This is a genomic window from Micromonospora sp. ANENR4 (assembly GCF_015354395.1).
Taxonomy (GTDB): Bacteria; Actinomycetota; Actinomycetes; order Mycobacteriales; family Micromonosporaceae; genus Micromonospora; species Micromonospora aurantiaca.
Genome location: NZ_JADKYQ010000003.1, coordinates 16,204 through 41,418 on the forward strand (window position 1 = coordinate 16,204; position 25,215 = coordinate 41,418).

The following is a 25,215-nucleotide window of genomic DNA, read 5'->3' on the forward strand; positions in this document are numbered from 1 at the left end:
ACGGGAGCTTGATATGAAGCGACGGACTCTCGACCTGCTGTTCAGCATCGGTGGGCTGGGCCTGGCGGTCCTGCTGCTCGTCGTCGGCGTCGTCCTGACGACGAACGCCAACTTCGCCAACGACTACGTACGCAGCCAGCTCGGCGAGCAGAACATCACCTTCACCCCGGCGGACAAGCTCTCCGACGAGGAGAAGAAGTCGGACTGCCTGCGCGAGTACGCCGGCCAGAAGATGACCACCGGCAAGCAGGCCGAGTGCTACGCCAACGAGTACATCGGCCTGCACCTGAAGAACATGGCCGGTGGCAAGACCTACGCCGACCTGGGCGAGCCGCAGAGCGCGCTGCGTGAGCAGGTGGCCCAGGCCGAGCAGAGCAACGCCGCCAACCTGGCCGACCTGCAGAAGCAGCTCGCCGAGGTGACCGCCCAGCGGGAGACCGTGTTCAAGGGTGAGACGCTGCGCGGCCTGCTGCTCACCTCGTACGGCTTCAGCGAGTTCGGCCGCAAGGCCGAGCAGGGCGCCCTGGCCATGTACCTCGGCGCGGGCCTGCTCCTGCTGCTCTCGGCCGCCGGCCTGGTGCACGCCGTCCGCACCCCGCCGAACGCGACCTTCGCCGCCCCGGAGAAGGAGAAGGTCACCAACTGACCGCACCGACGACGCCCCCGGCCGATCATGGTCGGGGGCGTCTTGCTGTCCGGCTTGACCCTCACGCAGCGGGAGGCGGGAGTCTTTGTCGCGGAAGGGAGGGAACCATGCCGTACACGGTGGGACAGGTGGCGCGGGCGGCCCGGGTGACGGTCCGGACGCTGCACCACTACGACGAGATCGGGCTGCTGCGGCCCAGCGGGCGCACGCCGGCGGGCTACCGCCGCTACGAGGAGGCCGACCTGGACCGGTTGCAGCTCATCCGGTACTACCGCGAGCTGGGGTTCCCGCTGGAGGAGATCGCCGAGATCCTGGACGATCCGGACTCCGACCCGGTGGCGCACCTGCGCCGGCAGCACGAGCTGCTGTCCGGGCGGATCGGGAAGCTGCAGGAGATGGTCGCGGCGATCGAACACGCGATGGAGGCGAGGACGTTGGGGATCCAGTTGACGCCGGAGGAGCGGTTCGAGGTGTTCGGGGACTTCGACCCGGACGAGCACGCAGAGGAGGCCGAGCAGCGCTGGGGCGGCACCGAGGCGTACCGGCAGTCGCAGGAGCGCGCGGGCCGCTACTCGAAGGAGGACTGGCTGCGCAACAAGGCGGAGAACGAGGACTGGGGGCGGCGGTTCGCCGCGCTGATGGAATCGGGCGCGCCCGCTGACGGCCCGGAGGCGATGGCGCTGGCCGAGGAGCACCGGCAGCTCATCACCAAGTGGTGGTACGACTGCTCGTACGAGATCCACACCGGCCTGGCCGACATGTACGTGGCGGATCCGCGGTTCACCGCGTACTTCGAGGCGCTGCGGCCGGGGATGGCCGCGTACCTGAACGAGGCGATCCACGCCAACGCGATCACCCGGTCCTGACCGGGAGCGGGTGGCAGGATGGCCGGCATGCTCATCGTCGCCGGCACCCTCTACGTCGATCCGGCCCGGCGGGACGCCTACCTGGCGTCCTGCGAGGCCGCCGTCCGCGCGGCCCGGGATGCGCCCGGCTGCGTCGACTTCGCGGTCAGCGCCGACCCGGTCGAGCCGGGCCGGATCAACGTCTACGAGCGGTGGGAGTCCGACGAGCAGTTGCTGGCGTTCCGGGGCTCCGGCCCGGAGGCCGAGCAGGTGGCGGAGATCCTCGGCGCCGAGGTGCACAAGTTCCGCATCTCCGGCGTCGAGGCTCCCTGACCGTCGCTAGATGAAGACGTCGAGCAGTAGGACGCCGAGGAAGCCGACCACCGAGATGATGGTCTCCATCACCGACCAGCTCTTGATGGTCTGCCCGACGGTCAGCCCGAAGTACTCCTTCACCAGCCAGAAGCCGGCGTCGTTGACGTGGGAGAAGAACAGCGACCCGCAGCCGATGGCCAGCGCCAGCAACGCCACCTCGGGGCCGGCGAGCGTGTCGGCCAGCGGCGCGACGATCCCGGCGGCGGTGATGGTGGCGACCGTGGCCGAGCCGGTGGCGACCCGGATGCCGACCGCCACCAGCCAGCCGAGCAGCAGCGGCGAGAGGTTCGCGCCGTCGGCGGCGTTCGCGACCAGGTCGCCCACGCCGGCATCGACGAGCACCTGCTTGAAGCCGCCGCCGGCGGCGACGATCAGCAGGATGCCGGCGATCGGCGGCAGCGAGCCGCCGAGGAAACCGGAGACCTGGGTACGGCTGAAGCCGGACCGGTAGCCCAGGAAGATCATCGCGAAGATGACGCCTGCGAGCAGGGCGATGATCGGGGTGCCGACGATGTCCAGCGCCTTGCGGCCGGTGGTGTCCTCGCCGAGCGTCAGCTCGCCGATCGCCCGCAGCAGCATCAGCACCACCGGCAGCAGCACCGTCACCACTGCCGCCCAGAGCGCCGGGGAGCGGCGCGAGCGCCGTCCGGCCGGCTCGTCGATCGCGCCGCCGGGCCGTCCGGTGCCCGGGTTGACCAGGTCGTCCTCGGTGACCAGGTCGCCGTCGGCGTCGAGCCGCCCGTCACCGGGCCGGGTGGGGCTGCGGTCATCGGTGTCGCGCCGGGTCGGCAGCAGCTCGGCCGGTGCGGTGGCCGGCACGTACCGGGCGATGAAGTTGCCGAAGACCGGACCGGCGATGATCACCGTGGGAATCGCCACCAGCAGGCCCAGCGCCAGCGTCTGACCCAGGTTGGCGCCGAGCGCGTCGATCGCCACCAGCGGGCCGGGGTGCGGCGGCACCAGGCCGTGCAGCACCGACAGGCCGGCGAGCGCGGGAATGCCGATCTTGATCAGCGGCACGTTCACCCGCAGCGAGACGAGCAGCACGATCGGCACCAGCAGCACCACGCCGACCTCGAAGAACAGCGGCAGGCCGATGAGTGCGGCCACGCCGGCCATCGCCCAGGGCAGCGCGGTCCCGGAGACCCGGCCGACCACCCGTTCCACGATGCCGTCCGCGCCGCCGGACTCGGCCAGCAGGCCGCCGATCATCGCGCCGAGCGCGATCAGCAGGCCCACCCCGCCGACTGTGGAGCCGACGCCGCCGCTGAACGAGGTGACGATCTTGTCGACGGGTACGGCGGCGACCACGCCGAGCACCGCGGCGCCGAGGATCAGCGCGAGGAACGGGTGCACCTTGCCCCACGCGATGAGCAGCACCACAGCGGCGATGCCGAGCAGGGCCGCGAGGACGAGCTGGGTGTCACCGGCGTTCGTGAGCGGTTCCGCCGGTGCGGCGAGCAGTGTGACCACGGCTGTCACGCCCTTCGGTCGTCAGCGGGGTGGTGCGGTGGGTGGTGGTTCCGGCGGCAGGCTCGGCGCCATCCGCCGCAGGGACGCGAACGTGGGTACGAGCGCGTCGTACAGCTCGGAGAAGAGCGGAAGCAGTGCCGCGTACGTGGCGGCGGAGGCGGGATCCGGGCGGACCGTCTCCTCGATCCGGACCAGGTCGGCGGCGACCTCGATCGATTCGATGAGGCCGAGCGCCTGCATGCCGAGCAGCGCCGCGCCGAAGCCGGACCCCTCGTGCCCGGCGGGGAACCGCACCGGCATGCCGAGCGCGTCGGCGAGGATCTGCCGCCACAAGGCGCTGCGCGCGAAGCCGCCGCTGGCGCGGACCTCGCGTACCTCGTTCCCGGCCGCCCGAACCGAGGCGAGGACCAGGGCGAGCTGCTGGCAGACGCCCTCCAGCGCGGCCCGGACCAGGTGCGGCCGGCCGTGGCCGTGGGTCAGCCCGACGTACGCGCCGCGCGGCAGCGCGCTCCAGTGCGGTGCCCGCTCGCTCAGCAGGTACGGCAGCATGATCAGCCCGCCGGAGCCGACCGGCGCCGTGGCGGCCAGGTCGAGCAGTTCCTCCTCGGCGTGCTCGCCCAGTTCGGGGGCGAGCGCGTCGTTCGCCCACTGGAGCACGATCCCGCCGTTGTTGATGGCGCCGCCGACCACCCAGCGGTCCTCGGTGAGCGCGTAGCAGAACACGCCGCCGAGCGGGTCCACGCCGGGGCGTTCCACCATCACCCGCATCGCGCCGCTGGTGCCGATCGAGCAGGCCACCACGCCGGGGCGTACCGCGCCGAGGCCCAGGTTCGCCAGCGGCCCGTCGCCGGCGCCCACCACCAGCGGGGTGTCCGCCGGCAGCCCGGTGGCGCGCGCCGCCTCGGCGGTGAGCCCCGGCAGCACGTGCGTGGTGGGTACGAGCTGGGGGAGCTGCTCCTCGGTGATGCCGGCGATGCGCAGCGCCTCGGTGTCCCAGGCCAGCTTGTGGATGTCCATCAGGCCGGTGGCGGAGGCGACCGAGTGGTCGGTGACGAGCGCGTCGGCGAGCCGCCGCAGCACCAGATCCTTGATGCCGACCCAGTGGGCGACCCGCTCGTGCAGTTTCGGTTCCTGCTCGGCGAACCAGACCAGCTTGGGCAGCGGCGCCATCGGGTGCACGGGCGTGCCGGTGCGCCGGTGCAGGGCGAGCCCGGACGGCGCGGCCCGAAGGCGTTCGGCCTGCGCGCTCGCGCGGGAGTCGGCCCAGGTGATCGACGGGGTCAGCGGGGTGCCGTCGGCGTCCAGCCCGATCAGGCTGTGCATGGCGGTGCTGAACGACAGGCCCGCCACCGGCCGGCCCAGCTCGTCCACCACCGCACGGATCACGCCGAGCACGGCCTGGTAGATCAGGTCCGGATCCTGCTCGGCCCAGCCCGGGTTCGGCTCCTCCAGTGGGTAGCCGATCGAGTGAGTGGCCAGTTGCCGGCCGGTGGTGTCGAACGCGACGGCCTTGGAGCTGGTGGTGCCGATGTCCACACCCACCACCACGGCCGGGTCGCCCACCGGTGCACCTCCTCGCTGCCCGGGGCCGCGCTCCGCCCCGCCGTCGTGGCTGACGTTACCGACGTGCCCTCGCGCGCGCATGACGAAGCGGGACCGTCCGGAACCGTTGGCACGGAACGTGAATCGACGCGCGAGTTTTCGCCGATTGTGTAGGTCAATCAGCCGATCGGTCTAATTGGCGACTTTGGCGTGTCTTGGTACCCATCCCGCGTCGTTGACATGAACGACACCCCGATTGGTGGGCTCGCGCGGCGGAGGAGTCGGCGTGGCGAAGACTGATTCGACGGGTTCCACATGGCGGTACCGGTGGGCGCACCGGCAGAACGAGCGTCGGCAGCGGGCCTTCCGCGCCGCGGACGAGGCGTGGCGACGCCGCGACGAGGAGCTGCGCCGCCTGCGTACGCTCGCGGTGTCCTTCCACGGCTCGGCCCAGGCGGGCGTCGGCCTGCCGATGGAGCTGGCCCCCGGCGAGGTGGTCTTCTGGACGCTCCCGGCCGCGCAGCTGGTGGAGGTGCGGCACACCGCCGTGCTGCCCGCCCCCGAACTGACAGTCGACCCCGACCCGCCGGTGCTGCGTCCACGCCGCCCCGAGGGCGTCAAGGTGGTCGACGCGGGGCTCGCCGTGCTCACCAACCGGCGTCTGGTGCTGCTCGGCGGGCGCGGCCGGCGCGACTGGGCGTACGGCCGGATGACCGGCCTGTCCCACGACCCCGGCGCACCGGTCACCCTGATCCAGGTGCTGGACCGGCGGCGTACCTCCGGGTTGCTGCTGCCCACCGGCGCGGCGGCCGACTTCCGGTTCACGCTCACGCTGGCGTTCGCCGACGCGATCGAGCAGCGCGCCGCGGTAGTGGCCGAGCTGGACGAGCTGATCGCGGAGCACACCGCGGCACGGCCCGAACGCCCCGCCGTGCTCACCCCCGCCCAGGCCCGCGTCACCGCGCTGGTGCCCGGCGGCCGGCGCACGGTGGCGGTCGGCGCGGCGCTCGCGCTGATCGTGCCGGCGATGCTCATCGAGTCCAACCCGCCCACCCGGGCCGGCTCGGAGCGGGCCGCCGCCGCGACGCCGGCTGCCAGCGTCACCCCCGCCCCACCGCAGCACGTCGCACCCGCCGTCCAGGTCCGGCCCACCACGAGCCCCGAGCCGTCCCGCGCCCGTCCCGCGCCGTCGCGCGGCACGCCGCAGCCGCCGGTCGAGCGCCGCTGCGGCGCCCCGGCGAACCCCTTCGGGTACGACTTCTGCGGCGGCCAGCGCATTCGCCGGCCGGCTGCCGGAGTGTGCGACTGGTTCGAGTGCGTACCGGGGTTCTGGTCCGACCGCGGCTGGCTGGTGCAGTGCCGCGACGGCGCGGTCAGCCGCAGCGGCGGGCAGCGCGACGTGTGCGCCGGTCACAAGGGGTTCCGCCGGACCGTCTGGCGCTGACGGCGGTCAGGCCACCGGGCGGGGTGTGACACGCAGCGGCAGCAGCCCGGCCAGCACCAGCGTGGCGCCCACGGGCAGCAGGTCGAGGTGCACCGCGATCGCCAGGAACCCGGCGAGCACCAGCACCGGCGCCCACACCGGCAGCAGCCGGGCCGCCGCCGCCCGGTACAGCAGCACCAGCAGGCCGACCTCGAACAGCAGCGGTCCGCCGTACAGCACCAGGCCGGGCGTGGGCACCGCGTCGGCGAAGCGCGGGAACAGGTCACCGAGGATCACCCAGACGAAGGCGGCGGCGCCGACCAGACCGGCCGGCGCTGCCACGTCGTCGAGCGTCCGCAACCGCGACGACCGGGTACGCAGCAGGCCGTGCAGCCCGACGATCAGCGCGGCGAAGCCGAGGACGCCGAGCAGGAACAGGGTGTGGCCGGTGTTCCAGGCCCAGGCGCCCTTGTCGCTGTGCCCGTCCAGGCGGTCGAGCAGGCGCAGCAGGCCGTAGCCGAGCAGCAGCGCCGCCGACGCCACGGCGACCGGGCGCACCCACTGGTACGGGCGTGTACGGGAATCGATGAGGCTCATCGTCTCAGCGTTCCGCCCACCGGTGCGCGGGGCATCCGGGTCCGGTCCCGCACCGGACCCGGATCAATCCGCTCGCCTCCCGTAGGGGTGCCCGGATACCGTCCGGCCGTGTCCCGCACCGTCACGCTGGTCCTGCTCGACGCCGCCGGCCGCCCGCTCGGCGCGCTGCCGCCGCTCGGCGTACCGGAGCCGTGGTGGCAGGAGGTGCACTCGATCGTCGGCACCGTCCGGCGGCGCCACGGGCTGGAGGTCGCCGTGCTGCGGCTGCTCGACGCCGATCGTCCCGCGCCGCCGGGCGGCCACGTCCGCTACCTGGCGCAGGTGGTCGACCCTCGTGCCGCCTTCCTGGAATCGGCCGTCGACGTGCCCGCCGTACCCCTGGAACCGGCGACAGTGGACCTGGCGCCGCATCCGCTGCGCCAGCCGTGGGCGGAGGCCGGCGGCCCGGCCCGCAGCGTCGCCTGGGCGACCGGCGAGCTGCGCCGGCTCGGCCGCCGGGTGACGGCGGTGGCGCAGCAGCGCACCTGGAACCTCTCCGCCATCTGGCGCCTGGACACCGACCAGGGCCCCACGTGGCTGAAGCAGCTCCCCCCGTTCGCCCGCCACGAGCCCACGGTCCTGGCCTTCCCTGTTGGCACGAACTCCTTGATCAACGGGCCGGTGGTGCTCGCCGCCGACGGGGAGGGGCGGATGCTGTTGGCGGACGTGCCGGGGGAGGACCGGTACGGGGCCGGGGAAGGGGAACGGGCCGCCGTCGCGGCGGAGCATCACGCGGTGCAACTGCGGGCGTGCGGGGTCGTTGGCGATCTGGTCGCGGCCGGGGTGCCCGACCTGCGCGGGGAGGGGCTGGCGGGCTGGATCCGGGAACGGCTCGCCGGGCACGACGTGTCGGCCGCCGCCGGCCTGCTCGACGGGCTCGATCGGCGGTTGTGGCGGGTCGGCGACTGCGGCCTGCCGGACACGCTCGTGCACGGCGACCTGCACCCCGGCAACGTGCGCGGCGACGACCGGCACCGGACGGTGATCGACTGGGCGGACTCGTTCGTCGGCCATCCCGCCTTCGACATCCTGCGCCTCACCGAGGATCTCGACGCGGACGCCGCCGCCCGGCTGGTCGACGCGTGGGCGCGGCGCTGGCGGGCCGACGTGCCCGGCAGCGACCCGCGCCGGACCGTCGACCTGCTCCGGCCGGTCGCGCCGCTGCGGCTGGCCGCCGTGTACGCGATGTTCCTCGCCGCCATCGAGCCGGGCGAGCATCCGTATCACGTACACGACGTGCCGGCCGCGCTGGCGCGAGCGGCGGCGGTGGCGCGCCTCTAGACCCGGCGCACCGGGATCCACAGCTCCGCGTCGGCGGTGCCACCGTCCTCGGCGACACGGACCCGGGAGATCTCCGGCCCCGGACGGGTCTCGTACGGGTTGGACGGGAACCACGACGTGAACACGGCCCGCCACAGGTGCTGCACCGCCACCGGGAACGCGCCGGAACTGGAGAACACCGCCCAGTCGCCGGCCTCGACCGGCAGGCTGCGCAGGTCGTCCGGCACGTCCGTGCCGGTGACCGCCGCGTACCAGTAGTCCAGCTCGGCGCCCTCGTCACGGGCACCGGCCAGCTCGGCGCTGACGTTGACGATCCCGTGCGGCTCCTGGTCGGACAGCGCCTCGATGCGGCGGACGGTGGCCGGGTCGATGCCCCTGACGAACGCCACGATGTGCGGGTTCATCCCCTCGTGGACGAGCGGCACCCGCGCCGTCAACCCGGCGAGCCGGAAGGCGTCCTTGGTCACGATCCGGTAGTCCATGCTGGTGTTCCCTTCGACGACGAGCCGGAAGGACATCCGGGGCTGGGACCGCAGTACCGCACCGGCGTGCCGGGCCTGCGTCGGCCCGACGCCGTGCACGGCCCGGAACGCGCGGGCGAACGCCTCGTTCGAGCCGTACCCCCAGCGGACCGCCACGTCGAGCAGCGATTCCCGGCCGGCGAGCACGTCGGCGCCCGCCAGCGTCATCCGGCGACGGCGCACGTACTCCGACAGCGGCAGCCCGGCCAGCGCCGAGAACAGCCGGCCGAAGTGGTGCTCCGACACGCCGGCGATCCGGGCCAACTCGGCCACGTCGAGCGGCTGGTCGAGCCGCTGTTCGAGGTGGTCCAGTGCGGCGTTGAGCCGATCCAGCACCCGTTCTTCCCTCCTGGTGACGCCTTCGACGCTAGGTTCCCGGCCGACCGCCGACCCGATCACACCGGACCCGGTCCGGTCGCCTGATCGACACTGGCGAGCGTGTCGCATCATGACGTGGTGATCTTCCGGAAGCGGCACCACAAGAAAAAGAAGAGCCGGGACTGGTGCAACTGCGACGTGCCCACCTGCGACGGTCCGGGCTGCTGCGACCTGGGCCTCTTCTCGATGCTGCTCACCCTCGGCTCGGTGACGGCGGGCGTCGTCCGGCGACCGGCCGTGGACCGGGCCGGCCGGGCCGCCATCCTCGGTTACCGGCGCTGGCTGTCGCACCGCTGGCCGGCGACCTGTCGCTACACGCCCACGTGCAGCGCGTACGGGCTGGCCGCCGTCGAGCGGTACGGGCTGGCGGTGGGCGGCCGGATGGCCGCCGACCGGGTACGCCGATGCCGTCCCGACGTGCCGCACGGCACCCACGACCCGCTGCGCTGACGCCGATCGCCCGCCGGTGCGCCTCGCGCGTCGGCCGGCGGTCATCCGGCCGACGTTGGGCGGCCGAAGACGACAGGGACGCCGGGGGAGTAGAGCACGCTCACCGGTGGCCCGTCCGGTGCCGGCACGCCCCCGGCGGTGACCAGTTCGTCGTCCAGGTGCAGCAGTTCGGCACGGTGCAGCGGCCACTGTGGATGCCAGTTCGGCACGTGCAGGGTGCTGCCGTACGCACGGGTGTGCAGTCCCCAGCGGGCGGTGAGGAAGTGTTCCAGCGGCGTCGGCTCGGGAACGGGCGCCCCGACGCGTACCGTCATCCGGCTCGTCGTGCCGGCCGGACCGGGCCAGCGACGGCGGCATCGGTAGGTGAGCGTGTCACCGGACCGGTCGAGCCGCATCGCCGACCACTTGTACGGCAGGCGCAGGCTCAGCTGCGCCACCAGCACGGGCACCAGCCGGGACGCGTCGAGCGAGCGGAACACGACAGCGCGCCGCCCCGAGCCGTCGACCGAGTAGAGCCGGACGTTCGTCTCCCAGAAGGTGCCGAAGTAGGGCACGCCCGGACCCCGCCCGAGCCCCAGCCCGACCATCCGGAAGCCGATCAGCCCGACGTAGGTGAGCCCGTCGAACGTGTCCGGCCGGGTGCCTGCGGGCAGCAGCGGCGCCACCCGTTCCGGCGGGACCGCCCAGTGCAGGAACGTCAGGTCGTGCCAGCGCTGCGCCAGCCAGGCCCGGCGGATGGCGCGTACCGGAGCGTGCTCGACCGGCTCGATCTCCACCGGTCCATCCTGCCTCGCCGACACAACGGACTCACTCCGGGCGGTGGCAGACCGCCTCGACGTTGTTGCCGTCCGGGTCGCGGACGAACGCGCCGTAGTAGCCGGCGTGGTATTCCGGCCACTCCTTCGGCGCGTGCAGGACCTCCGCGCCCGCTGCCACCGCCGCGTCGTGGAACGCCCGCACCGTCGCGTGGTCGGCCGCGGTGAACGCGATGTGCACCGGCACCGGCGTGGCGCCGGACGGGGCGGGCTCCACCCAGAAGTCGGGCGCCTCGACGCCGTAGCCGATCGGGCCGGGCTCCATCAGCCGACGCGCGCCCAGCGGGGCCAGCACCGTGTCGTAGAAGGCGCCGCTGGCCGCCAGGTCGCGCACTGCTACGGAGAAGTGGTCGAGCACGTCGCCTCCCGTGGTCGTCGATGACCGCGTCAGGCTACGGGCTCTCTACGACACTTCCCCCCGGCACCGGAACCGCAGATCCATCCGCTCATGTGCTGTCGCATACGCGACAGCGCGCGGGCGGGCGTGAAGGAGCCAATGTCCCTTGTCAATCCCGACCAGGCGGGTTGAAACGGGCGCGCCTTCCCGCTGTGCCTGCAGGACGGACCGAAGCGTCCGTTGACATTTATGTAGTGGTTGGCACTATGGACGTACGGAAGTGCATAAGACCGCAGAGGTGAACTGCACTCGGTGGCCGGTCAGGGCCTCCAGGTGCCGAAAACCGGGGAGCGTGGCCTATGGCATCAGATCTTCCGGAGGTCAGCCGATCCGAGGGATTCGGCATGCTGCCTAAGCGACTCGCCTTCTTGGCGGTGACAGCGCTCCTCCTGCTGTTTCTCTTCGTCGCGCTGGTGGAGTTTCCGTGGGCGAACCTGGCTGTGCACATCATTTTCGGATTCCTGGCGGCGGGCGCCGGCCTAGCGCTGGCGCTGCTGCGGGAAACTCCCAATCTCAAAGCAATGGCACCCGGTGCGCCCGTCGCTGAATCGCCGAGCCGGGAGGAGATACAGGAGGCCGCGAGTTATGTCGCCCGCAACTACGACCCATATGCGATCGCCTGCTTCATCAACCTCTTGCTCGATCCGCCACGCTCGCTGGCGAGGGTCCACGACGAGGTCGAGCCGAGCGGGCGGATGCTCCGTGTCAGGACGACGCTGCAATATCGGATCGACTTGCCGCAGCCGGCCCATCGACCCAACTACAGCGACGAAACCGGTTCGCCCGAGCACGTCGGCGCCGATCCCCGTTCGACGGCAGCGGAGGGCGGCGAACGAGGTGGACGAGGTGCGACCGGTGTACTGATCCCCCTGGTGACTGCGCGGAAGGGTTTGCTGTTCGACCTGGTGAGTGCCACGGACGCGAAAGGGGAGACCATCCCTGTTCTTTCCCAACGGGAAGTTCGCGGCCTCACCGCGCTCGCGATCGAGTCCCTCTTTCTGCTGGCTCGGCAGGAGACGGGTCAACATCTGAGCTCCCCCGCACTCAGGAAATCTGACCGCGACATCATGGCCCGGGTCATCGTGGCGATCTGCCGGCCTGCTGCGGCTCCGGTCGGAGTCGGCGGGACGAGACCGACGGATGCCCCCAAATCAGCATGGGAAGAGGTTCAGGATGCGCTGAAGCAGATCACTGGCCTCAGCGAGGAGATCTCCCCGGTCTGGCGAGACAAAATTCTCGACATCTGTAAGGTGCTCGCCAAGAGTTATGTTGTGGTCGGCGAGGTGCCGGTTCCGGAGACGATGAACGTCCTGGTCACCTACAGCTCCCTCTATTCGCCCGAAAGGATGCATGTCAGCCCGTATGAGAAGCTGAGGGCTCGTTTCGGCTTGGCGCCATTTACGCTCGACGTACCGATGACGCGAGCGCTCCAAGCAGACAGCTACCATTTCGAACTGCTTGCCCCGGCGGGTTGCTATGTCTTCAGTCATCATCTCGAGGTGTTGGGTGGGCGAGACATACTTCGTCAACGCCATTTCAAGATCAATGGGTTTCAACAGTGTGTCCGGCTCCACCACGAGCAGGCCCGCCCCGTGGCGCATCTGTACGTCCGCCGACACGGGCGCTGGGGCGACCTGAGGTCCATCGCCCCTGGCGAGCGCGTGTCCTGGGACTTCAAATCGATCGTCTACCTGCGAGAGATTCCGCCGGGCGCGCTAGGCAACGCAGCGACTCTCGCCACGCTGACCGCTATCGTTCTTCTCTTCTTCACGTTGTCCCGCGCTGGTCTGGACAACGCAGCGGCTGCCGTCGGTCTGCCCGCGCTCGTGCTGGCGCTGCCGGCGTTTGTCGCAGGCGCCTTGGGCCGAGGACTCGACCAGGAGCGGGTCGGCCGCGCTTCGCTCATTGCGTACTTCGGCCTTCAGTCGGTGATGTTACTTTCGTTCGCAGGCGTGCTGCTGTACGTGCTCGACGCCGCGAAACGCCTGCCGACCGAGGTTGCCCTGAGTCTGGCCGGGCTTCCACACACGATCCATAGCGACGTCCTCTGGTTGGGGCTGTCCTTCCTGGCGCTGGTCGTCGCGACCTTCCTGATTCGGCAGCGCCAGCAAGCCACGAGGTATTACCTGAAGGCACAGGAGCGAGCGGTGGCCAACAAGCACGTTGAGCCTGGCCATTCAACTAACGGCACGGATTGACGGAGGTGCGGCTTGGAGCAGAACGAGGAGTGGGGCGACGGGCGTCTTGTCGTGCGACGGGCAGAAGTGCCAGACAGTGACATCGTGGACATGACCGTGGTGACCACCCGAGCGCAGCACCTTGCGCTCAATGCGATCGTCTACGCACTGGTGGACCGGATCAGAGAGGCAGACGCGGCCAGTATCAGCCATTATTCGCTGCCGAATCCGACGGTGACCGGCGCCGACGGTTGGCAGGGCCTCACCTCGGAAGGCGGCAAGTAGCTCGTCGCCGCCTGGCGGTGTCCGCGACGATCAGCAGGCCGGGCGCCGCGCCGAGCAGCCAGATCACGCCCACCGGCCAGTGGATCATTTCGCCGACTGCGCCTCGGATCTCCGGCACGTCGCCCACCACGTAGGACGCCTCCGGGTCGCTCGTGCGGCAGTCGAGCGTCCACGAACCGGGTGTCGGCACCCGCACTGTCGCCACCCAGGAATAGACGGCGGCGTCGCTGCCGTAGTCGCCCGGCGGGACGGAGACCGGCTCGGCCGCCCGCACCTCCGAGCCGTCGCCGGTGACGCGGCAGTCGGCGTTCGCCGGGGAGAAACCCAGCGCGAAGATCCCGTACGCCCCGGCGGCCGGCGCCGTGAACCGGCTCGCCGACGTCACGTAAGGGCCCACGCCGCCGTACTCGTGCGGGGGGTGACCGGTCGTGCTGTCCTCGGCGCCGAGCCGTACCGCGGACTGCGCCAGCAGCGCGCCGAACACGACGGCGAGCCCGCCGACCAGACAGCCGCGACGCGACGCCGGGCGGGCCCGGTGGGGCAGGCGCCCGCCGGCGGCGTACCCGATGAGCGCACCGGCCACCGCGAGCGCCGCACCGCCGAGCAGCGCCCGCCCCCAGCGGGCCTCGCCGGTCAGCGGCACGACCCACCGGAAGAACGCGAGCGATACCGCGAGAAGCGCCGTCGTGACCAGCGTGGACACGCCGACGGCGGCGGCGGGGCGCCGGGGTTGCCGGGCCGCGAGCACGGCGGCGAGCAGCGGCGACGCGAGCACGGGCCACCACAGTGCGGTGGAGAGCGGCTGCTTCTCCTCCCACCTGTGGGTCCACTCGTAGACGACCAGTGGGGCCGGCACCGTCGCCACCAACCAGGCCGTCAGCGCTCCGGGACCGGGCAGCCTCGCGCTCATCCGTCGATCCTCGACCACCCGGATCATCGACGAAAGTCCGCGAGCCGTCCGAAAGGGATTGCTCACGCAGCGTAGGATCGCGTGCGACACAGCCGAACACACGGGGGAAACGATGTTCGAGCGCCTGGGCAGATTCGTCGTGGGCAAGGCATGGTGGGTGATCGGCGGCTGGGTCGTCGCCGCGATCGCGATCATCGCTGCCAGTCCTTCGCTGAGCGACATCACCTCCGCGGACCAGGAGAGCTTCCTGCCGCGTTCCTACGAGTCGGTGCAGGCCACCGAGCTGGCCGCGAAGTCGTTCCCGCAGGCCGCCACCGCCACCGCCACAGTCGTGGTCAAGCGCAGCGACGGCAAGCCGCTCACCCCGGCCGACGAGGCGCGCGTGGGGCAGCTCGCCACCGCGCTCAAGGCCCGGAACATCCCGCAGACCTCCGGCTACCTGACCGGCCCGCAGGCCGTCGCGCCGGACAAGTCGGTGCAGGTGGTCACCGTCGGTCTCGACGCCGACAGCCCCGACGACCCGCGCCTGCTCGACGCGGTACGCGACCTGCGCGCCGCCCTCGGGCCGGACCTGTCCGGCAGCGGCCTGACCGCCGGGGTGGCCGGCGACGTGGCGAGCTTCGTCGACAACGAGGACACGTTCAACGAGGCGTTCGCGGTCGTCGGTGTCGCCACCATCGTCCTCATCATCGGACTGATCCTGATCATCTTCCGCAGCCCGATCGCCGCGCTGCTGCCGGTGGTGGTCATCAGCGTCGTCATGTCCGTCACCACCGGGCTGGTCGCGGCCGCCGGCAAGGCGTTCGACCTCAACGTCAGCCAGGACCTGCAGACCATCCTGCTGATCGTGCTGTTCGGCATCGGCACCGACTACATCCTGTTCCTGCTGTTCCGCTACCGCGAGCGGCTGCGCGCCGGGGACGACAAGCGCACCGCGATGGTCGTCTCGGTACAGCGGGTCGGCGAGGTCATCACCTCCGCCGCCGGTGCGGTCATCGTGGCGTTCCTGGTGCTGCTGCTCGCCTCGCTCGGCTTCTTCGGGTCGCTCGGCCCGGCGCTCGCCATCGCCGTCGGCGTCATGCTCGTCACCTCGCTGACCCTGATCCCGGCACTCGTGTCGCTGCTCGGCCGGTGGGTGTTCTGGCCGTCGAAGGCGTGGCAGCGCCCGCCCAAGGCGACCCTGTCCCGGCGGCTCGGCGCGGTGGTCGGACGCCGCCCGGCGATCGTGGCAGCGGCCTCCGGCGCACTGCTCGTGGCGCTCGCCGCCGGGGTGCTCGGCTACAAGGCCGACTACGACTTCGGGGCCGGCTTCCCGCAGGACACCGAGTCGGCGCGGGCGGCCCAGGACCTCCAGCGCGGCTTCGCCGCCGGGGCGCTCGCGCCCACCGAGGTCTACCTGACCACCGGCGACGGCACCCCGCTCACCGAGCAGCAGGTGAACGACTTCGCCGCCGCGTCGGCACGGGCACCGGGCGTCGGGCAGGCGCAGCCGCCGGAGCGCAGCGCCACCGACCCGAGCGTCGTCCGGATCAGCCTGCTGCTGAACGAGAACCCGATGTCGAACGAGGCGATCACGCTCGTGCGCGACGACCTGCGAAAGGCGGTGCACGAGGCGGCGCCGCCGGGCACCAGGGCGCTCGTCGGCGGCACCACGGCGATCTTCGCGGACATCAACTCGGCGAACAACAGGGACCTGTCGGTGATCCTGCCGGTCGCCGCACTCCTGATCGCGATCATCCTGGCGCTGCTGCTGCGCAGCCTCGTCGCGCCGGTCTACCTGGTGATCGCGGTGCTGCTCAACTTCGCCGCCACGCTCGGCGCCACCGTCTACGTGTTCCAGGGGCTCCAGGGCAACCCGGGCGTGACGTTCCAGCTGCCGATCATCCTCTATCTGTTCGTGGTGGCGATCGGCACCGACTACAACATCCTGATGATCGCCCGGCTCCGCGAGGAGGCGCGCGAGGGCCACGAACCGCACCAGGCCGCCGCGATCGGGGTGGAACACGCCGGCCCGACAGTCGCCGCGGCCGGGCTGATCCTGGCCGGCACGTTCGGGGTGCTGATGCTCGCGCCGATCTCGTTCCTCCAGCAGATGGGCTTCGCGGTGGCGATCGGGATCGTGCTGTCCGCGTTCGTCATGTCGATGTTCTTCGTACCGGCGCTGACCGGGCTGATCGGCCACAAGGCATGGTGGCCGGGACACGGCGACGAACGCCGCAACGGCGGCGGCCGGCACGCGGCACCCGAGCCGGCGGACGCGGCGTCGACCTGACTGTGACCCGCCCCGGCGCGGCTCAGCCCTCGCCGGGGCGGACCAGCCCGCTCTCGTACGCGATCACGACGAGCTGCGCCCGGTCGCGGGCGTTCAGCTTCTGGAGCAGCCGGCTCACGTAGGTGCGGGCGGTATCAGGGCTCAGGAACAACGCCTGCCCGATCTCCGTGTTCGATCGTCCGGCGCCCACCTGCGCGAGCACGTCCCGTTCCCGTGCGGTCAATCCGGCCAGTCGCGCCGGGTCGGCCACCGGTGAGCGGGCCGCCGCGGCGAGCACCCGCCGGGTCACCGCGGGGGAGAGCAGCGCGTCGCCACCGGCCACCGTCCGGACTGCGTCCCGCAGGGCGTCGGGCGGGGTGTCCTTGAGCAGGAAACCGGCCGCCCCGGCGCGGATCGCCTCGAACAGGTACTCGTCGTCGTCGAACGTGGTGAGCATGACGACCTGCACACCGTCGAGCGTCGGGTCGGTCAGGATCCGCCGGGTCGCCTCCAGCCCGTCGCCGCCGGGCATCCGGACGTCCATCAGCACGATGTCGGGCCGCTGCTCCCGTACCACCGCCAGGCCGCTGCCGCCGTCGCCCGCCTCGCCCACCACCTCGATGTCCGGCGCCCGGTCGAGCAGGGCGCGCAGGCCGGTGCGGACCAGGTGCTGGTCGTCGACGAGAACGACGCGGATCGGGCTCACGCGGCGACTCCCGTCAGTGGCAGGTGGACCGACACCCGGAAGCCGCCGCTCGTGCCGGGTTCGGCGCTGCCCGTTTCGATCGTGCCGGTTTCGACGGTGCCGCCGAGCAGGGCTATCCGCTCGGCCATGCCGCGCAGGCCCTGGCCCGTCCCGTCCCCGGCGGGCGGGCCGCCGCGACCGTCGTCCACCACCTCCAGCGTGAGCCGGCCGGGCGTGGCGCGGACGGTCACGGTGACCCGGGTGGCCTCGGCGTGGCGCAGGACGTTCGTCAGCGCCTCCTGCACGACCCGGTAGACGGTGCTGCCCACCACCGCCGGCAGCGTGTCCACCGAACCCTCGATCCGCAGGTCGACCGCCAGCCCACCCCGGCGTACGCCGTCCACGAGCGCCGCGAGCTGATCGAAGCCGGGGACCGGTTCCCGTGGCCCGGGTTCGCGGCGCAGCGTGCCGAGCGTGGCCCGCAACTCCGCCATCGCGCTGCCGCTCACCGACCGGATCGCCGCCAGCGCGTCCTCCGCCTGCGCCGGATCGCTGTCGGCGAGCGCCTCCCGGGCGACTGCGGACTGCAACGTGATCACCGAGATGGTGTGCCCGAGCGTGTCGTGCACCTCCCGGGCGATGCGCAGTCGCTCCGCCTCGACCTGACGGGCCGCCTCCCGATGGCGCTCCTCGTCTGCGGCGACCGCCTGCCGGACCAGGGCCGCCCGCAGCGACCTGCGGTTGCGTACCGCGTCACCGAGGGCGATGACGGCGAGCAGCAACGCCGCCTCGGAGCCGAGTTCCGTACCGACGACCACCGCGATGTCGTCGCCCTCGGCCAGCCGGGCGACCACCGACACGGCCAGCAGGCTCCCGGCGACCACGGCGGCCGGGACGACACGCCCGCGCTCGGACGCCCGGTAGAGGACGGCGGCGGCCGGGGCGGCCACCCCGACCGGCGGCAGGTCCAGCGCGTAGTACCCGAGGATCACGACCGCCGTGGCGACCAGCGCCGGCAGCGGCCACCGCCTGGCGCACAGCACCAGCCCGCCGAGCGCCCCGCCGACCACGACCGCGAGCGCCGCGCCGCCGGGCGACTGCTGGTCGGCCGCCACGGCCACCGCGACCAGGCCGAGCGTGGCCGCCGCGAGCAGCACGTCGGCGCGGGTGGGCGAGGTGTCGGGCACGCCTTCGAGCCTAGGTCCGCGCGGACCCTCACCGCTGTCGTCCGCAGGCGTCAGGGTCGACCCCGAGGCGTACGCCGAGAAGCGACATCCGGTCGCGCGGCCACGCGGACGACGGTCGGGGGCGGCCGACCTAGCGTCGATGGCGTCCCCGAAACGTGAGGAGAGCCCTCGTGGTACGCGCAAGACTGACCTGGTTCGCCCTTATTGTCATGGTATGGGCGTCGATGATGTCGTTCGGTGGGGTCGCCGCCGAGACCGTCATGCTCTACCCGAACATCTTCAACGACGCGCCCGCCTCGCTCGACCGGGCCCGTGAATTCCTCGTCCACGGTGGCCCGCACGACTACTTCCCGCCGCTCGGCGCGTCGGTGATCCTCAGCAGCGTCGCCGCCACGCTGCTCACCTGGCGCGACCGTCGGCTGCGCTGGTGGGTCGCCGGCGCCACGGCCGTCTTCGTCGTCTGCGAGTTCCTGTTCTCCGCTGTCTTCTTCTGGCCGCGCAACGAGATCATGTTCGTCGACCTGCCCGGGACGCACTCGGCCGAGTACCTGCGCCAGGTCGCCGCCGAGTTCGTCGCCGGTCACTGGGTACGTTTCGCCGGAGGCGCGGTGACGGCAGTGCTGGCGTTCGTCGCGTTGCTGAGGTTCGTGCGCTCGACCGCGTCCGTTCCGCAGTCGGCACCCGCATCCGCACCGGATTCCGGGCCGGCGGGGGTGACCCGATGAGCGCGGGTCGCCGTACCCTCGGGTTCTCCTGGCCGGCGCTCGTCGCGCTGGCCGCGCCGGCCGCCCCGCGCGTGGCGCTGCACGACCTGGGTGTGGTGCCGGAAGGCACCGTCGTGGCCGCGCTGCTGGCGCTCGGACCGCCGCTGTGCTGGGTGGCCGCAGTGCTGTGGCGGCGGCCGCCGCGCCCGTTCCTGACGACGGTGGTGATCGGGGCGCTGTACGGGGCGTTTCTGGCGGTCGGCCACCAGGTGTTCTGGGACTCGTCGCTGGGGATGGACGCGCCCGGGCTGGCCGGGCTGGAGCCGGAGGCGCGGGAGGCGTTGTTGCGAGGCGCGGCGGTGATGTCGAGCCTGGTCACCGGCACGATGGTCGGAGTGATCGCGGGTGGGGTGGCAGTGCTGTCGTCCCGGGTGCTGCCAGCCCGACGTCGTGAGCAGGCCGACGCCTCGCGTCCGCTCGCCTGACTTGGCAAGCGGACGGAAGCCTCCTAGCTCAGGCGGCTATCGCCCGCGCGGCGGCGTACATGTCGGCGGGAAGCGGCTGCCGCAGTTCCCAGAGGATCCGCATGGGCCGGTCGCCGCTGTGCTCCCGGTACGTCATCGGACCCGCGTACAGGTACGGCGGTGCGCCCAGGTCACGGTCGGCAATCTTGGTCTCGCGGACGAACAGGTGCACCGTCGAGCCCTGCGCGACGTGGTTGACGTACCGCTGGCCGGTGGCCGAGCCCGACGACGTTGTGCTCTGCGACTCCCACTGGAACAGCTTGTCCGTGATAGCGCGGTCGGCGTACATGGTGGTGGGCGAGTAGTGCTCCTCGGACTTGACGAGCGTGACGAAGAACAGATCCGCGCGCTCGTCGGGCAGCCACTTCACGCCCTCGCGCAGCGAGCCCGGGTTGGTCATACCGAAAGCCGCGCACGCCTCATTGCGGCTGTAGCGGGCGTGCACTCGCAGCGGCACCCGGCCCGGGGCAGGTGACTCGGTGACCCGGTGGATGCGGTCACGCAGCACGTCAACTACCTGCCGCAGCTCGGCGCAGCGCGCCGGCTCCGCCCACAGCCGCTTGAGCCGGGCGTCGCGTTCGGTCAGCGGCACCGACGGCCCCCACAGGCTGAAGTGCAGCATGTCGAGCAGCCGCCCGGCGGCCGGGCGCTGGCCTGCGGCGAGCTGAGCGATCAGGTCCAGCCGATCGACATCATCGATGTGAAGCATCCGGCCGATGGCCCGGCTCAGGTCACGGTCGTCCGGGCCGCCTTCGGCCGGGTCGAGACCGGCGAGACGCCGCAGCCCGGCCCAGCCGCCGATGCTCGCCGACCGATACACGTCCTCGATTTCCAGGCCGGTCTCGCGCAGGAAGTCGGACAGGCTCACGTCACCGAGCTGCCGCAGTTCGGCCACCAGCGAGTTCTTCGACGTCGGCAGCGCCGACTTGAGGTTGGCGAGCACGATCTCTTTCGCCACCCGGTCCAGCTCGATGTGGCAGCCGCTTGCTAGCGAGGGGAAGTCGTCCCGGACTGCGGCTTCGACCGCGCGCCGGCTGACCCCGGCGAGGGCACGCCAGCGCATGTCGAACCGGAAGTTCGCGTGCTGGCCGCCGATGAAGTCGAGCACCGTCAGGCACGGCTTGTCGTCGTCCAGCCGCAGACCTCGGCCCAGTTGCTGCAGAAAGATCGTCGCGCTCTCAGTGGGGCGCAGCATGAGGATGGTGTCGACCATCGGCAGGTCGACGCCCTCGTTGAACAGGTCGACAGTGAAGAGCACCTTCAGCTCGCGCTTGCGGAAGCGGTCGATCAGCACGTGGCGATCCGGCCGGTCAACAGTCGACGTGATGGCCGCGGACGGCACGCCGTGCCGGGTGAACCAGTCGGCCATGAACTCCGCGTGCCCGATGCTGACGCAGAAGCCGAGCGCGCGCATCCGCCCGACGTCAGCGATTCGCCGGACCGCGTGCAGGATGAGCCGCGCCCGAGCGTCGTTGCCGGTGTAGACGCCGTCCAGCTCGCCCTTGTCGTACCCCTGCCCGCGCTTCCACCGCACCCGCGTCAGGTCCACGTCGTCGTGCAGCCCGAAGTACTGGAACGGTGCCAGCAACTGCCGTTCGAGGGCTTCCCACAGGTGCAACTCCACCGACGCGCGGCCGTCGAACCACCGGCGCACGTCGCGGCCGTCGCTCCGCTCAGGGGTCGCGGTCAGGCCCAGGAGTACGCGCGGCCGAAGCCGCTCCAGCAACGCCGTGTACGTGGCCGCCTCGGCGTGGTGGAACTCGTCGACGATCACCATGTCAAACGCCTCGGGATCGATCTTCCGCTGGCGTAGCGACTGGATTGACGCGAAGACGTGCTGCCACTCCTGCGGCCGATCGCCGCTGACGAGCGTCTCGCCAAACGTGCCGTCGCCCATGACCTGGCGGAACACTGACCGGCTCTGCCGCAGGATCTGCTCCTGATGGGCGACGAAGAGCAGCGAGGCGACGTGGCCGGCTCGCCGGAGCCGGCGGTAGTCGAGCGCCGCCACTACTGTCTTGCCGGTGCCGGTCGCCATCACCACCAGGTTGCGCCAGCGACCGTGCACCAGACGCTCGGCGTTGAGGTCGTCAAGAACCTCCTGCTGGTATGGGAACGGCCGCACGTCCAGGTTCGCGATCTCGGCCGGGACGTCGTCGGCACGTTCCCCGCGCAGTGCGACACGTAGCCGCTCGGCATCGGTTGCCGGGTCGTAGGTCTCGAACGCCGAGTCGTTCCAGTAGTCCGCGAACGTCGCCTCGAACGTGTCGATGACGTGCGGCTGCTCCAGATTCGAGATGCGCACGTTCCACTCCACGCCGTCGACGAGCGCGGCCTTGGAGAGGTTCGACGAACCGACGTACGCGGTGGTGGTGCCGTTGTTCCGCCGGAACAGCCACGCCTTGGCGTGCAGCCGGGTGGTCCGCGTCTCGTAGGACACCTTGATCTCGGCGCCCAGCTCGGCGAGCCGATCGAGCGCCCGCTGATCGGTGGCGCCCATGTACGTGGTCGTGATGACCCGTACCCGACCGCCTCGGGCGACCAGCTCGGTGATCGCGGGCTCGATGATGCGCAGACCGTGCCACTTGATGAAGGCGCAGAGCAGGTCCACCTCGTCCGCCGACGCCATCTCGTGGCTGACCTCATGGCCGATGCGCGGCTGGTGCCGGCCGTTGACCAGGAGCGCGCCGGTGGAAAGCGGCGTCGCGGGGCGGATCGGGAAGACCGGTGCGGCCGGCGGAGTGGGCGGTGCGGCGATGGCGTGCAGCAGACGTTGGGCGTCCGCCACCTGGTCGTCGGCGGTGACGGCGCGGGGCTCGGCCTGAGCGATGTGCGCGGCGATGCGGTTCGCCAGGTCGACCTGCCGGGCCAGCTTGTTCTGCCCGCCGCCCACGCCGAGGAGCGCCCGGCGCGCGAGGCCCGCGATGTGCCGGGCCAGGACATCATGCGCGTCGGCGGCATCCAGCTTCGCGTCCCGGACGAGGGCGCTATCGACATGCCTGAGCTGCGTCGCCAGCTTCTCGGTGATCAGGTGTTCGTAGATGCCCCGTTCAAGATCCCCCACGGTGGCAAGCTAGCCGCGATGAACGCCGGGCGGAAGCCGGTGCGATAGGTGTCAGGAGCTTTGTCCTATGGCCTGTCGGATCATCGACACCTAGAGATGAAGGTAGACGCGTTGCCCGTCGGGCGGCAGTCGCTTGCCGAGAGGCTCAGACGAGATCGGCGAATGGCTTCCACCGTAAGCCGTTGTCGCCTTGGGTGACTGACTGCAATCGTTTGGCAAATTCGGCCGCTACGCTCGCGGAACTCGCGAGCAGCGGCGTGGCAGCAGCGATCATTTTGAGTTCGCGGGCTTCTCGAAGAAGCGGCCAGTCGCGGTCGGACATCACGTCGTACCCGTACGCCTCGGCGAGCGCCCGATGCGCCCCGGTCTTCCCGAAGCGGGCCTCGCCCGCAGCGACCGCTGCCAGGTCCACCTGCCAAGGCCCTAGACAAGTGGCGTCGAAGTCGCAGAGCAGGATGCCGCCGGATGCATCCCGGAGTAGGTTGCCGACGTGCGCGTCCCCGTGGATGAGCGACTGCTCCACGCGCTGGTTGAGGTCGGTGACCTGCGGCTCCAAGCGGTTGCACCACGTCATCAGGTAGTCGTGGTCCTCTGCGCTCAAGCCGTCGGCATCCGCCAGGCGTCGACGCGCATCCCCGATCGGATCCCAGGCGGCTAGCGGGAAGGGCGGGGGGCCGAGCGCATGGAACCGCCGCAGCGCCACCCCGAGGTCGTCGACCGTCGGAGTAGGCGCGGCGGGTGGCACGTAAGTCCAGACCGAGGCAGCCAAGTCACCGACCGCCACTGGCTGCTTCACGCCAGGCGCCAGCCGGATCGTGGGCGCGTCCAGCTCGGCGAACCATCGCGCGAGGTGAACGACCTTTGTCACCCGATCCCGGAGCCGATGCGTTCGCGCGATGCGGATGACAAGCCCGGATGCCGGCAACGCGAACACGGCGTTGTTGGTCAGCCGCAGGAGTTGGGCGTCGTCGGCCGGCACGTCGAGGCCGCCGGCGATCTCCCGCATGGCGCGGCTCATCGCTTCTTCCGAGAACCGTCCGCTCATGCCGTGGCCGCAGCTCGTGCGGTGAGCGTCCGTTCGAATTCGGCGACGACGGGAAGGTGGCGGTGTCGTCCGAGATCACGGCGCAGGTTGATTACTCGATCAACCACTCGGCTGGAACTCAGCGCACACGACTGCTCCACCGCGCGCGTGCCGACAGCGACCGCCCGCTCGGGCTCATCGGTGAGGAAGAGCGCGCTGCACAATCCGACTTCGTTCAGGACCATGCTGCGGACGTTCGCCGGGCCGAAGGCGACGATCGCCTCTTCGACGCTCCGCACCGCCTGTGCGGCGTGCGTTCCGGCCTGCCGGGCCATGTCGCGGTACACGCGGCCGTACTGGGCGAGCAGCTCGCCACGGTCGTAGAAGGCCATCCAAGTCGGTTCACGCTCGGGATCCACCCGCTCGAACTGATCACTCGCGCGACCGAGGAGGGTCAGCGCGCTTCGGTGGTCGCCGAGTGCGGCTGTCGAAGCGGCCTCCGCGCCCCAGAGCAGCGCCGTCACCGCCGGGGTCGCCCGTGATCCCAGCTCTGAGTGGGCCAGCCTCAGCGCGGCCAGAGCATCCTGGTTGTGCCGAAGGTGCTGTAGCTGCTTGGCCTGCGAGTAGCGGATCAGGGCCGCCAGCGGGGCATCGTCAGCGGACATTGCGGCCCGCTCGCCGGCGGCGAAATGCCGCTGAGCGTCCGTGTGCCGGCCGGCGTCCAGCGCGGTCCAGCCGGCCAGCTGACGCGCCGCCGCGACCGCCGCGACCAAGCGGGGTGTCAGCCCGGGGCCGTGCGACCAGTCGAGCATTCTGTACACCGACTCCGCGAACCGCGCGACCTCCCGATAGAGCAGGCCGCCACCGCATTCGTAGTCGACCGACCGGTAGAGCTCCAGGACCGCGTTCAGCCGAGAGACGTCCGCACTGCCGATACGGCGGGGCCGAGGCTGCTCCCCGACCCCGACCAGCCCGGCTCCTGCCGACACCGCGGCGATGCCGGCCAGGAGGCTTCGCCGGCCCAGGTCTGGTGTTGTGCGGACCTCGTCGGCCATAGCGCCGACTGCGAACCAGAGAGACCCCGGCGGGATGCGGAGCACTGTCGCCCAGTGCGTCAGCCGATCGAGATGCACCAGGGCGGGGCCGTTCTCGATTCGGCTCAACTGCGCCTGAGTGATCCCCAGCCATCCCGCGACGACGCTCTGCGGCAGCGGGCTCCGCCCGTGGTACGGGTGGTGGCGGTACGCCCGGATCACCTGGCCGAGATGACGCCGGGCCAGCGCCGTACGTACCGGTTCATGGGCCCAGAACGAATCGGGTACGGCGGGTGGCGTGCTGAGGCGGTCGCGTTCGGCGGCCTGGCAGGGCGCGCAGCGTCCCGTGTCGTTGTCACGCGCCAGGCGCCCGCCGCAGCGGGGGCAGTTCGCAGGTGTCACCGGCAACCTCGCCGTTCGCGGAGAACCTGTGTCCGAAGTCGAGCCTAGCCATTCCACCCGGTCCGGAGCGGGCCGGTATACGCGCTGTGCATATCGCGGCATGTCTCGGAATGGTGACCGAGGGTATGCGGTACATGCATTGCGGCGACGACCATCAGGGCATGCGCCTTCTGCCGAGTAGGACTG

The 25,215-nt window shown here is 71.4% G+C and carries 23 protein-coding genes; 11 read left to right on the forward strand and 12 right to left on the reverse strand.

Annotated elements, in window-relative coordinates:
- Nucleotides 1–13 precede the first annotated feature (13 nt).
- The 3 genes from IRY44_RS05965 to IRY44_RS05975 all read left to right on the forward strand — a co-directional run bounded on the left by IRY44_RS05965 (nt 14) and on the right by IRY44_RS05975 (nt 1,824).
- Nucleotides 14–646 (forward strand): hypothetical protein, encoded by a 633-nt coding sequence (locus IRY44_RS05965; RefSeq protein WP_194799474.1) that lies wholly within the window; start codon nt 14–16, stop codon nt 644–646.
- Between the two features lie 107 nt (nt 647–753).
- Nucleotides 754–1,512: a MerR family transcriptional regulator gene (locus IRY44_RS05970; protein ID WP_194799475.1), complete on the forward strand. Its 759-nt coding sequence runs from the start codon at nt 754–756 to the stop codon at nt 1,510–1,512.
- A gap of 27 nt (nt 1,513–1,539) precedes the next feature.
- On the forward strand, nt 1,540–1,824 hold the full coding sequence (locus tag IRY44_RS05975) for a putative quinol monooxygenase (RefSeq protein ID WP_194799476.1): 285 nt from the start codon (nt 1,540–1,542) through the stop codon (nt 1,822–1,824).
- A gap of 6 nt (nt 1,825–1,830) precedes the next feature.
- Here the strand turns inward: IRY44_RS05975 and IRY44_RS05980 are convergent, their stop codons facing one another.
- Complete coding sequence (locus tag IRY44_RS05980; RefSeq protein ID WP_194799819.1) at nt 1,831–3,339, reverse strand: SLC13 family permease; 1,509 nt, start codon at nt 3,337–3,339, stop codon at nt 1,831–1,833.
- Between the two features lie 21 nt (nt 3,340–3,360).
- Entirely contained in the window at nt 3,361–4,902 is a 1,542-nt protein-coding gene (locus tag IRY44_RS05985) for a gluconokinase (RefSeq protein WP_194799477.1), read from the reverse strand.
- A gap of 265 nt (nt 4,903–5,167) precedes the next feature.
- Here IRY44_RS05985 and IRY44_RS05990 point away from each other — a divergent pair, with 265 nt between their 5' ends.
- A complete protein-coding gene (locus IRY44_RS05990) occupies nt 5,168–6,325 on the forward strand; it encodes a hypothetical protein (RefSeq protein ID WP_194799478.1) in 1,158 nt (385 codons plus the stop codon).
- Between the two features lie 6 nt (nt 6,326–6,331).
- Here IRY44_RS05990 and IRY44_RS05995 read toward each other — a convergent pair whose 3' ends face one another.
- Nucleotides 6,332–6,901, reverse strand: a complete 570-nt coding sequence (locus tag IRY44_RS05995) for a hypothetical protein (protein WP_194799479.1) — start codon at nt 6,899–6,901, stop codon at nt 6,332–6,334.
- A 108-nt stretch (nt 6,902–7,009) separates the two neighbouring features.
- Here IRY44_RS05995 and IRY44_RS06000 point away from each other — a divergent pair, with 108 nt between their 5' ends.
- A complete protein-coding gene (locus tag IRY44_RS06000; RefSeq protein ID WP_194799480.1) occupies nt 7,010–8,221 on the forward strand; it encodes an aminoglycoside phosphotransferase family protein in 1,212 nt (403 codons plus the stop codon).
- On the opposite strand, the gene IRY44_RS06005 is transcribed toward IRY44_RS06000, so the two are convergent.
- Nucleotides 8,218–9,078 (reverse strand): AraC family transcriptional regulator, encoded by an 861-nt coding sequence (locus IRY44_RS06005; RefSeq protein ID WP_194799481.1) that lies wholly within the window; start codon nt 9,076–9,078, stop codon nt 8,218–8,220. The two genes, IRY44_RS06000 and IRY44_RS06005, sit on opposite strands and share 4 nt — an antisense overlap.
- A 102-nt stretch (nt 9,079–9,180) precedes the next feature.
- Here IRY44_RS06005 and yidD point away from each other — a divergent pair, with 102 nt between their 5' ends.
- The gene (yidD, locus tag IRY44_RS06010; protein WP_269696195.1) at nt 9,181–9,570 is read left to right on the forward strand and encodes a membrane protein insertion efficiency factor YidD; all 390 of its coding nucleotides are present in this window, start codon (nt 9,181–9,183) and stop codon (nt 9,568–9,570) included.
- A gap of 41 nt (nt 9,571–9,611) precedes the next feature.
- On the opposite strand, the gene IRY44_RS06015 is transcribed toward yidD, so the two are convergent.
- Nucleotides 9,612–10,346, reverse strand: a complete 735-nt coding sequence (locus IRY44_RS06015; protein WP_194799482.1) for a YqjF family protein — start codon at nt 10,344–10,346, stop codon at nt 9,612–9,614.
- 31 nt (nt 10,347–10,377) lie between these two features.
- Entirely contained in the window at nt 10,378–10,743 is a 366-nt protein-coding gene (locus IRY44_RS06020; RefSeq protein WP_194799483.1) for a VOC family protein, read from the reverse strand.
- A 383-nt stretch (nt 10,744–11,126) separates the two neighbouring features.
- Between IRY44_RS06020 and IRY44_RS06025 the strand changes: the two genes are divergently transcribed.
- Together IRY44_RS06025 and IRY44_RS06030 are read left to right on the forward strand one after the other, a co-directional pair.
- Nucleotides 11,127–12,980, forward strand: coding sequence for a hypothetical protein (locus IRY44_RS06025; protein WP_194799484.1), 1,854 nt, complete (start codon nt 11,127–11,129; stop codon nt 12,978–12,980).
- Between the two features lie 12 nt (nt 12,981–12,992).
- Nucleotides 12,993–13,244, forward strand: a complete 252-nt coding sequence (locus IRY44_RS06030; protein ID WP_194799485.1) for a hypothetical protein — start codon at nt 12,993–12,995, stop codon at nt 13,242–13,244.
- Here the strand turns inward: IRY44_RS06030 and IRY44_RS06035 are convergent.
- Entirely contained in the window at nt 13,222–14,154 is a 933-nt protein-coding gene (locus IRY44_RS06035; RefSeq protein WP_194799486.1) for a hypothetical protein, read from the reverse strand. The genes IRY44_RS06030 and IRY44_RS06035 overlap by 23 nt on opposite strands.
- A gap of 112 nt (nt 14,155–14,266) precedes the next feature.
- On the opposite strand from IRY44_RS06035, the gene IRY44_RS06040 reads away from it, so the two are divergent.
- Nucleotides 14,267–16,426, forward strand: a complete 2,160-nt coding sequence (locus IRY44_RS06040) for an MMPL family transporter (protein WP_194799487.1) — start codon at nt 14,267–14,269, stop codon at nt 16,424–16,426.
- A 22-nt stretch (nt 16,427–16,448) separates the two neighbouring features.
- On the opposite strand, the gene IRY44_RS06045 is transcribed toward IRY44_RS06040, so the two are convergent.
- Together IRY44_RS06045 and IRY44_RS06050 are read right to left on the reverse strand one after the other, a co-directional pair.
- On the reverse strand, nt 16,449–17,111 hold the full coding sequence (locus tag IRY44_RS06045; protein WP_194799488.1) for a response regulator transcription factor: 663 nt from the start codon (nt 17,109–17,111) through the stop codon (nt 16,449–16,451).
- Entirely contained in the window at nt 17,108–18,277 is a 1,170-nt protein-coding gene (locus tag IRY44_RS06050) for a sensor histidine kinase (protein WP_194799489.1), read from the reverse strand. Before IRY44_RS06050 ends, IRY44_RS06045 begins: the two co-directional genes overlap by 4 nt.
- A gap of 170 nt (nt 18,278–18,447) precedes the next feature.
- Between IRY44_RS06050 and IRY44_RS06055 the strand changes: the two genes are divergently transcribed.
- Nucleotides 18,448–19,002: a DUF1772 domain-containing protein gene (locus IRY44_RS06055; RefSeq protein WP_281600460.1), complete on the forward strand. Its 555-nt coding sequence runs from the start codon at nt 18,448–18,450 to the stop codon at nt 19,000–19,002.
- Nucleotides 18,999–19,466 carry a hypothetical protein gene (locus IRY44_RS06060; protein WP_194799490.1) on the forward strand — a complete coding sequence of 156 codons (468 nt, stop codon included), beginning with the start codon at nt 18,999–19,001 and terminating at the stop codon, nt 19,464–19,466. Before IRY44_RS06055 ends, IRY44_RS06060 begins: the two co-directional genes overlap by 4 nt.
- A gap of 28 nt (nt 19,467–19,494) precedes the next feature.
- On the opposite strand, the gene IRY44_RS06065 is transcribed toward IRY44_RS06060, so the two are convergent.
- From IRY44_RS06065 to IRY44_RS06075, 3 genes are all read right to left on the reverse strand, one after another.
- Nucleotides 19,495–22,569 (reverse strand): DEAD/DEAH box helicase, encoded by a 3,075-nt coding sequence (locus IRY44_RS06065; protein WP_194799491.1) that lies wholly within the window; start codon nt 22,567–22,569, stop codon nt 19,495–19,497.
- A 145-nt stretch (nt 22,570–22,714) separates the two neighbouring features.
- A complete protein-coding gene (locus IRY44_RS06070) occupies nt 22,715–23,614 on the reverse strand; it encodes a phosphotransferase family protein (protein ID WP_194799492.1) in 900 nt (299 codons plus the stop codon).
- Nucleotides 23,611–25,029, reverse strand: a complete 1,419-nt coding sequence (locus IRY44_RS06075) for a helix-turn-helix domain-containing protein (RefSeq protein ID WP_194799493.1) — start codon at nt 25,027–25,029, stop codon at nt 23,611–23,613. The genes IRY44_RS06070 and IRY44_RS06075 overlap by 4 nt, the downstream gene beginning before the upstream one ends.
- Nucleotides 25,030–25,215: the final 186 nt, after the last annotated feature.